Source organism: Flavobacterium sp. ASW18X (assembly GCF_005144745.1).
In the GTDB taxonomy this organism is placed as follows: Bacteria; Bacteroidota; Bacteroidia; order Flavobacteriales; family Flavobacteriaceae; genus Croceivirga.
Map to the genome: position 1 here is coordinate 59,811 of NZ_SWKK01000009.1, position 7,439 is coordinate 67,249.

8 protein-coding genes are annotated in these 7,439 nt (G+C 36.3%); 7 read left to right on the forward strand and 1 reads right to left on the reverse strand.

Annotation, left to right across the window (positions count from 1 at the left end; translation table 11 throughout):
• Positions 1-34: 34 nt before the first annotated feature.
• The 3 genes from FBT53_RS07935 to FBT53_RS07945 all read left to right on the forward strand — a co-directional run bounded on the left by FBT53_RS07935 (position 35) and on the right by FBT53_RS07945 (position 2,670).
• Entirely contained in the window at positions 35-784 is a 750-nt protein-coding gene (locus tag FBT53_RS07935) for a glycerophosphodiester phosphodiesterase (RefSeq protein WP_240729785.1), read from the forward strand.
• Complete coding sequence (locus FBT53_RS07940; protein WP_136950649.1) at positions 784-2,052, forward strand: NAD(P)/FAD-dependent oxidoreductase; 1,269 nt, start codon at positions 784-786, stop codon at positions 2,050-2,052. The genes FBT53_RS07935 and FBT53_RS07940 overlap by 1 nt, the downstream gene beginning before the upstream one ends.
• 93 nt (positions 2,053-2,145) lie before the next feature.
• Positions 2,146-2,670: a DUF1697 domain-containing protein gene (locus FBT53_RS07945; protein ID WP_136950650.1), complete on the forward strand. Its 525-nt coding sequence runs from the start codon at positions 2,146-2,148 to the stop codon at positions 2,668-2,670.
• Here FBT53_RS07945 and FBT53_RS07950 read toward each other — a convergent pair.
• Complete coding sequence (locus FBT53_RS07950; RefSeq protein ID WP_136950651.1) at positions 2,667-3,143, reverse strand: TspO/MBR family protein; 477 nt, start codon at positions 3,141-3,143, stop codon at positions 2,667-2,669. The genes FBT53_RS07945 and FBT53_RS07950 overlap by 4 nt on opposite strands.
• A 91-nt stretch (positions 3,144-3,234) precedes the next feature.
• On the opposite strand from FBT53_RS07950, the gene FBT53_RS07955 reads away from it, so the two are divergent.
• From FBT53_RS07955 to FBT53_RS07970, 4 genes are all read left to right on the forward strand, one after another.
• Positions 3,235-4,323 (forward strand): diphosphomevalonate/mevalonate 3,5-bisphosphate decarboxylase family protein, encoded by a 1,089-nt coding sequence (locus tag FBT53_RS07955; RefSeq protein ID WP_136950652.1) that lies wholly within the window; start codon positions 3,235-3,237, stop codon positions 4,321-4,323.
• A gap of 135 nt (positions 4,324-4,458) precedes the next feature.
• Complete coding sequence (locus FBT53_RS07960) at positions 4,459-5,391, forward strand: mevalonate kinase (protein WP_136950653.1); 933 nt, start codon at positions 4,459-4,461, stop codon at positions 5,389-5,391.
• A 9-nt stretch (positions 5,392-5,400) separates the two neighbouring features.
• Positions 5,401-6,306 carry a geranylgeranylglycerol-phosphate geranylgeranyltransferase gene (locus FBT53_RS07965; protein WP_136950654.1) on the forward strand — a complete coding sequence of 302 codons (906 nt, stop codon included), beginning with the start codon at positions 5,401-5,403 and terminating at the stop codon, positions 6,304-6,306.
• Positions 6,303-7,256: a carbon-nitrogen hydrolase family protein gene (locus FBT53_RS07970; RefSeq protein ID WP_136950655.1), complete on the forward strand. Its 954-nt coding sequence runs from the start codon at positions 6,303-6,305 to the stop codon at positions 7,254-7,256. Before FBT53_RS07965 ends, FBT53_RS07970 begins: the two co-directional genes overlap by 4 nt.
• The last annotated feature ends 183 nt before the right edge of the window (positions 7,257-7,439 follow it).

A 7,439-nucleotide genomic window follows, 5' to 3' on the forward strand; every position in this document is an offset into this window, starting at 1 on the left:
AATTGTATTTTTAGGGACTGACTAAAACCTTATTATGAAACTAGTATTAGGTGGTATTGCTATGGCAATACTTTTGATTTCTTGTGATATGCAAACAACCAAACCATTAGTTATTGGGCACCGTGGTGCTATGGGGTACGAAACAGAAAACACCTTGGCCTCTGTACAAAAAGCAATGGACATGGGTGTGGATATGATTGAGATTGATGTTATTAATATTAAAAGTGGCGAAACTGTTGTTTTTCATGATAAAACGCTAGACCGTCTTGGTAATGCTGGGGGTAATATAGAGGAGTATAATCTGTACGATTTAAAGAAGGTTATTTTAGATGGTAATCATCGCATTCCTTTATTGCAAGATGTATTAAAACTGATAAACAATAAGGTGGCTTTGAACATAGAATTGAAAGGTGATGGTACTGCCAATAGAGTTAATTTTATTACAGATTACTACGTTAAAAATGGGGGTTGGGAGTGGAAAAATATAGTCATATCTAGCTTTAACTGGGAAGAACTACGCAGGTTGAGAAAATTAAATCCTGAAATTGCTATCGCGGTTTTAACGGAAGAAGACCCAGTGGCTGCAATTGCTGTGGCAAAGGAGTTAAACGCAGTCGCTATTAATCCCTATTTTGAGGAATTAACACAGGAGAAGGTAGACAAAATACAATCAGAAGGTTTTAAAGTATTAACGTGGACGGTGAATGAACCAGCAGCTATTAAAAAAATGCAGGAGTTTGGCGTGGATGGTATTATTACCAATTATCCAGACCGCGTAAACTAATGTTAGATGTTCTTATCGTTGGTGGTGGTGCCTCTGGCTACTATTGTGCCATTCAAACGGCATTAGTCAATCCGCATCTTAGTATTGCCATCTTAGAACGGGGTAAATCCGTACTTTCTAAGGTTAAAATTTCTGGTGGGGGACGTTGCAATGTTACCCATGCTGAGTTTAATCCAAAAGAACTCACCAAAAATTATCCTAGGGGAGAAAAAGAACTTCTTGGGCCTTTTCATAGTTATATGACTGGTGATGTTATGCAGTTTTTTGAAGAACGCGGAGTTGCCTTAAAAATTGAAGATGACGGTCGTATGTTTCCAGCTACCGATAGTTCGCAAACTATCATAGATTGTTTTGAGGCAGAAGTAGCTAGGTTGGGCATACAGGTACTCAAGAATAGTGCAGTGAGGCATTTAAAGCAAATAGATAGTGGCGAATGGCAGGTGCAAACCATGAATAAAGCATATCAAGCTAAAAAGATGGTTATTGCAACTGGCAGTAATCCTAAAATGTGGCAGTTAATAGGTCAGTTAGGGCATACTATTGTTGCTCCAGTTCCCTCACTTTTTACGTTCAACATAAAAGATGAACGTATTAAAAATCTTCAAGGTGTAGCTACTAATGCTCAAGTTTCAGTACGTGAAACAACCAGTCCAACAATAGAAATTAAAGCCTTAAAAAGTAAAAAAAAGAATGACAGTTTGTTGGAGGAAGAAGGGCCGGTCCTGATTGCGCATTGGGGACTAACTGGGCCAGCCGTATTGCGGCTTTCTGCTTGGGGTGCTAGACAATTACATGTGTTAGATTATAGATTTACATTAGTAGTAAATTGGCTGCCAGAATACAGTACGGGTTCGCTTTTACAGTTTCTAATGCATTGTAAAGAACTAGAGCCTAAAAAAACTATACTAAAGTCAAAGGTGCTGCCCTTACCTAAAAGATTATGGAACAGTTTGGTCCATGCAGCTGGTATTTTACCTGCCGAAACGTGGGCAGATGTTAATAAACTGAAGTTAGAATCACTTAGTGAGCAAATAACAGCTTGTAACTTTAAAGTAGCGGGTAAAAGTACCTTTAAAGACGAGTTTGTAACAGCTGGCGGGGTTGATTTAAAAGAAGTAAATTTTAAAACTATGCAAAGTAAAATGGTCGATAATCTTTATTTTGTAGGCGAGGTATTGAATGTTGATGCCATTACAGGTGGATTCAACTTTCAGCATGCTTGGACAAGTGCTTATTTGGCCGCGCAAAGTATTGGTAAGTCATTTTAAGCTATTGTTTTAGGTTATTCACTTTGTCATTTACGGCAAGACATTACACATCTTGCATTAAGAATAGCTATCTTCCGCTCAATAATCAATTTTATGAAAAAATATATTGTCTTTTTAAGAGGTATTAATGTCAGTGGGCAAAAGATGATAAAAATGGCTGATTTAAAATTGGCATTAGCGCCAGAGTTTGAAACAGTCATTTCTTATATACAGAGCGGGAACCTAGTGGTAGAAAGTGGATTGTCACCTTTAGAAATACAAGAAAAAATAGGAGCTATAATTCAAAAAAAATATGCCTTTGAGGTTCCAGTTATTGTAATTTCTAGTAGTGATTTAAAAGCTATCATAGACAACAATCCTTTTAAGAATCAAGAAGAAAAAAATCTTTATTTCTGCTTACTTAAAGAAAAACCGGATTCGGATATAGAGAAAAGGTTTAAGCTACTGACCTTTGAAAATGAAGAGTTTTATATGACAGCTAAATGCATCTATTTAAATTGTTGCAAAGGCTATGGTAGAGCCAAGCTCAACAACAATTACGTTGAACAGAAATTAAAAGTGGAAGCAACGACCCGTAATTTAAAAACAATGCTCAAGATGCTAGAATTGAGCGCTTAATTAAGCTCCCAAATCTTATAGTTTAGTAGCGTTGCAAAAAGTACCCAAGCAAAATAGGGTATAAGTAAATAGGCTGCTTTTTTAGACACTACTTTAAACCATTTAAAAGTTAAACCTATAAGCACAAGTAATGCTAAAATGATGGCTAAAGCCAGAGCTGGACTTTTTAATCCAAAAAAAACCATACTCCAAAGTGCATTAAGGAGTAGTTGAAAGCCAAAGTGATACAATGCCGTTTTTACCCATAAATGGTGAAAACCCTTACCCCAAACAATACCAGCGGCAACTCCCATAAGAATATATAGTATTGTCCAAACGGGTGCAAATAGCCAATTTGGTGGGTTAAAACTGGGCTTGTTTAAGGTCAAATACCAATCATTAACGGAAGATTGTGTAGCCACACTAGCTAAAAATCCTATGAACAAACATAAGATAACGGCAATCGCAATTTTAAGTATGCGTTTCTGCTTCATGAAAAGGTATTTGTACTAAAATAGTAATTTATTTCATTTGTAAAATAGGCTTCATTTTTACAACTAGTATATTTGCTAAAACGCTATTCGCATGACGGAAAAGGATTTTATTCCACAATCAAATATTAGCTATCCTAAGGAGGGTAGAATCGGCTATAAGGCACCCAGTAATATTGCTTTGGTAAAATATTGGGGTAAAAAAGAAAATCAAATTCCGGCGAATCCTTCTGTCAGTTTTACATTAGATGCCTGTGCCACAAGAACGGTAGTTACTTTTAAAGAAAAAACTCCTGCAGATGAATTTTCTTTTGATTTACTATTTGAAGGAAAACCAAAAGAAGATTTTAAACCAAAAATTGAAACTTTTTTTAATAGGGTAGCGGTCTATTTGCCTTATTTAAAAAAATATCATTTTACGATTGATACGTCTAATAGCTTTCCGCATAGTAGTGGTATTGCTTCTTCTGCGAGTGGTATGGCTGCTTTAGCACTATGTCTATTAGAAATTGAAAAGATGGCGGATGCTACAAAAGATGATAGTTATTTTGATAAAAAAGCATCATTTTTGGCTCGTTTAGGTTCTGGTAGTGCCTGTAGAAGTATTAAAGGAAGCTTAGTGCAATGGGGAAAGCATAGTGGTTTGGAGCGTAGTACGAACCTATTTGGAGTACCTTATCCGCATAAAGTGCATGAAGTTTTTAAAACCTATCATGATACAATTCTTTTAGTACACAAAGGACAAAAAACAGTAAGTAGCACGGTTGGGCATAATTTAATGAATGGGCATCCTTATGCAAAAAGTAGATTTGTACATGCACATACTAATTTAGATGCTTTAGAAGCAGTTTTTGCAAGTGGCGACTTAGAAAAATTTATTGGGATTGTAGAAAGCGAGGCACTTACCTTGCACGCAATGATGATGAGCAGTACACCTTATTTTATTTTAATGATGCCCAATACCTTGCAAATAATTAATGCTATTTGGGACTATAGAAAAACTACAGGGACACCAATTTGTTTTACCTTAGATGCAGGGGCTAATGTTCACGTACTTTATCCTGAGGATTACAAAGAACAATCGATTGCATTTATTCAGGAGCAGTTGGTGCAATATTGTGAGAATGGACACTATATTTGTGATAAAGTGGGACAAGGCGCAAAAAAGTTAAATTTGAAATAATTTTCTTACAACTCTTTACGTTAAAGAGTTAGGAAAAAATGGGTTAGAAGTCTTACAAAACCATAAAAAGAATTATTTTTGTTTAACTTTAAAAGTGTTTAGCTTTAACAGATAGCCGATAAGGCGTTTTAGATTATGAAAGGACCATTATTTTATTCTAAGATTTTACTCTTTGGTGAGTACGGAATCATTAAGGATTCCAAAGGACTTTCTATTCCCTATAATTTTTACAAGGGGGCATTAAAATCGGCACTAGAATTGTCTGTAGAAGCCAAAAAATCTAATCAAAGTTTACAGCGTTTTGCAAATTATTTAGAGGAACTACAATCCGCAGATTTGGTAATTTTTGATATGGATTCCTTAAAAGCAGACATTGCTGCAGGCATGTATTTTGATAGTTCTATACCACAAGGATATGGCGTTGGCAGTAGCGGTGCTTTAGTCGCGGCTATTTATGATAAATATGCGCAAGATAAAATAACGGTTTTAGAGAATTTAACCAGAGAAAAATTACTGAAATTAAAGACCATTTTTGGTAAAATGGAGTCTTTTTTTCACGGTCAGAGTTCAGGCTTGGACCCTCTAAATAGCTACTTAAGTCTGCCCATACTAATTAACTCCAAAGATAATATTGAATCTACCAGTCTACCTACACAAAACAAAGAGGGTAAAGGAGCAGTTTTTTTACTAGATAGTGGAATGGTAGGTGAGACAGCGCCAATGGTTCAAATTTTTATGGAGCAAATGAAGAATGAAGGCTTTAGAACCATCATAAAAGATAAGTTTGTAAAACATACTGATGCATGCGTGGACCATTTTCTTAATGGAGACATCAAAGGTCTTTTTGGTCACGTAAAGCAACTTTCCCACGTAGTATTAGACAATTTTAAACCCATGATTCCAAAGCAGTTTCACCAACTTTGGCAAAAAGGTATTGAGTCTAATGAGTATTACCTAAAACTTTGTGGTTCTGGAGGTGGCGGCTACATTTTAGGCTTTACAGAAGATATAGAAAAAGCTAAAAAGGCATTGCAAGGGCACAAATTAGAGGTAGTCTATAATTTCTAGAGAATAGGCATGTTGAATAGGCGGAATAAGCTCCTACTTTATAAGTTATTGAGTCTTTTTTCCGTGGTTAGGGGGTATAATATTCTAGTGATAACCCTTGCCCAGTATTTGGCGTCTATCTATATTCTTGCTCCAGATAGACCACTTAGGTCGGTAGTCTTTGATGTTAATCTTTTTTTAATTGTCACAGCGTCTGCTTTGGTCATTGCTGGTGGCTATATCATCAATAATTTTTACGATGCAGAAAAGGATTTAATTAACAAACCGACCAAAAGTATGTTAGACCGCTTGGTGAGTCAGAAATTTAAGCTAACCACTTATTTTGTACTTAATTTCGTCTCCGTTGTTGCGGCAAGTTATATTTCCTTCAAGGCCGTACTATTTTTTTCGGCCTATATTTTTGGCATTTGGTTGTATTCTCATAAACTAAAGCGCCTTCCATTTATTGGAAATTTGGTCTCAGCAACCTTGGCAATTTCTCCTTTTTTTGTGGTGTTTGTGTACTATCAAAATTTTCAATTGGTCATTTTTGTACACGCCATTTTTCTTTTTTTACTCATTCTAGCAAGAGAAGTCATTAAAGATTTAGAGAATCTGGCAGGGGACTTGGCACAAAATTATCGTACAATCCCCATTCTATACGGCACAAAAAAAGCGAAGATGCTCATCGCATTACTCATCTTACTTACCTATATCCCAGCTTTTCTTCTAGTTAAAAAGTTCATAGTGGGCCATATGTATATTTACTTTTATGCCTGTATTGTTCTTTTTGCTGTTTGCCTATTTGTACTTTATAAAGCAAAGGAAAAAAAGCATTTTGTTTGGTTGCACAACATCCTTAAATTTATCATAGTCGTAGGGGTATTTAGTATCCTATTAATCAATGTAGATTTGTTCCTCAACCGAATTGTATGAAAGACTCCATCTTAAAAGTAGCCCTCGCACAAATAGCGCCAGTGTGGCTTAATAAAGAAGCAACTTTAAAAAAGGTAGTGACCACCTTAGAAGAGGCCGCTACAAACGGGGCAGAATTAGTAGTATTTGGTGAGGCTTTTTTACCAGGATATCCGTTTTGGTTAGCTTATACTGATGGAGCTGCTTGGGATTTAAAGGTTAATAAGACTGTTCACGGACACTACGTAGCTAACGCAATACAAATAGAAGCCGGTGATTTAGATGAGGTTTGTGCAGTTGCTAAAAAACTTAAAATTGCCATTTATCTAGGAATTATGGAGCGCCCACAAGACCGCGGTGGTCATAGCATTTATTGTTCATTGGTGTATATTGATGCCAATGGGGTGGTACAATCTGTACACCGTAAATTACAGCCCACCTATGACGAAAGGCTAACATGGGCACCTGGAGATGGGCACGGACTTCGCGTACATCCGCTTAAAAAGTTTACGGTAGGTGGCCTAAATTGTTGGGAAAATTGGATGCCTTTGGCAAGAGCCTCATTATATGGTCAAGGAGAAAATTTACACATTGCCGTTTGGCCAGGCAACCTTAATAATACCCAAGATATTACACGCTTTATAGCGCGGGAATCTAGAAGCTATGTTATTTCTGTTTCGTCTTTAATGCAAACTAAAGATTTTCCTAAAAACACCCCTTTCTTAGATACTATTCTAGAAAAAGCACCAGCCGTATTGGGTAATGGTGGTTCTTGCATTGCAAGTCCAGATGGTGAGTGGTTAATAGAGCCTGTTGTAGATAAAGCAGGGCTTATTTATGCCGAATTGGATTTTGAAAGAGTCTACCAAGAAAGGCAAAATTTTGACCCTGTAGGGCACTATTCTAGGCCAGATGTTACCAAATTAAGCGTAAATAGAGAACGGCAGTCAACGATAGAAATAAAAGATTAAACGTTATCAGCCCTTTCTGTTGAGATATGGGATTGATTCTAGCTAAATAAATGTGATAGATTGATCAAAAAAAGTTACGTTAAATAGGCCGTCAGACTGTCTCAAAACCCACTTTTTATCACCTCAATTTACTTTGTCACCTTGGTGATATTTCGTAACTTAATGTATGGAATATCAACAAGG

Excerpts from the sequence above, each read along its gene's own strand:
- FBT53_RS07940 (WP_136950649.1), top strand. The coding sequence starts at position 784 with ATGTTAGATGTTCTTATCGTTGGTGGTGGTGCCTCTGGCTACTATTGT.
- FBT53_RS07945 (WP_136950650.1), top strand. The coding sequence starts at position 2,146 with ATGAAAAAATATATTGTCTTTTTAAGAGGTATTAATGTCAGTGGGCAA.
- FBT53_RS07950 (WP_136950651.1), bottom strand. The coding sequence starts at position 3,143 with ATGAAGCAGAAACGCATACTTAAAATTGCGATTGCCGTTATCTTATGT.
- FBT53_RS07955 (WP_136950652.1), top strand. The coding sequence starts at position 3,235 with ATGACGGAAAAGGATTTTATTCCACAATCAAATATTAGCTATCCTAAG.
- FBT53_RS07965 (WP_136950654.1), top strand. The coding sequence starts at position 5,401 with ATGTTGAATAGGCGGAATAAGCTCCTACTTTATAAGTTATTGAGTCTT.
- FBT53_RS07970 (WP_136950655.1), top strand. The coding sequence starts at position 6,303 with ATGAAAGACTCCATCTTAAAAGTAGCCCTCGCACAAATAGCGCCAGTG.
- FBT53_RS07935 (WP_240729785.1), top strand. The coding sequence starts at position 35 with ATGAAACTAGTATTAGGTGGTATTGCTATGGCAATACTTTTGATTTCT.
- FBT53_RS07960 (WP_136950653.1), top strand. The coding sequence starts at position 4,459 with ATGAAAGGACCATTATTTTATTCTAAGATTTTACTCTTTGGTGAGTAC.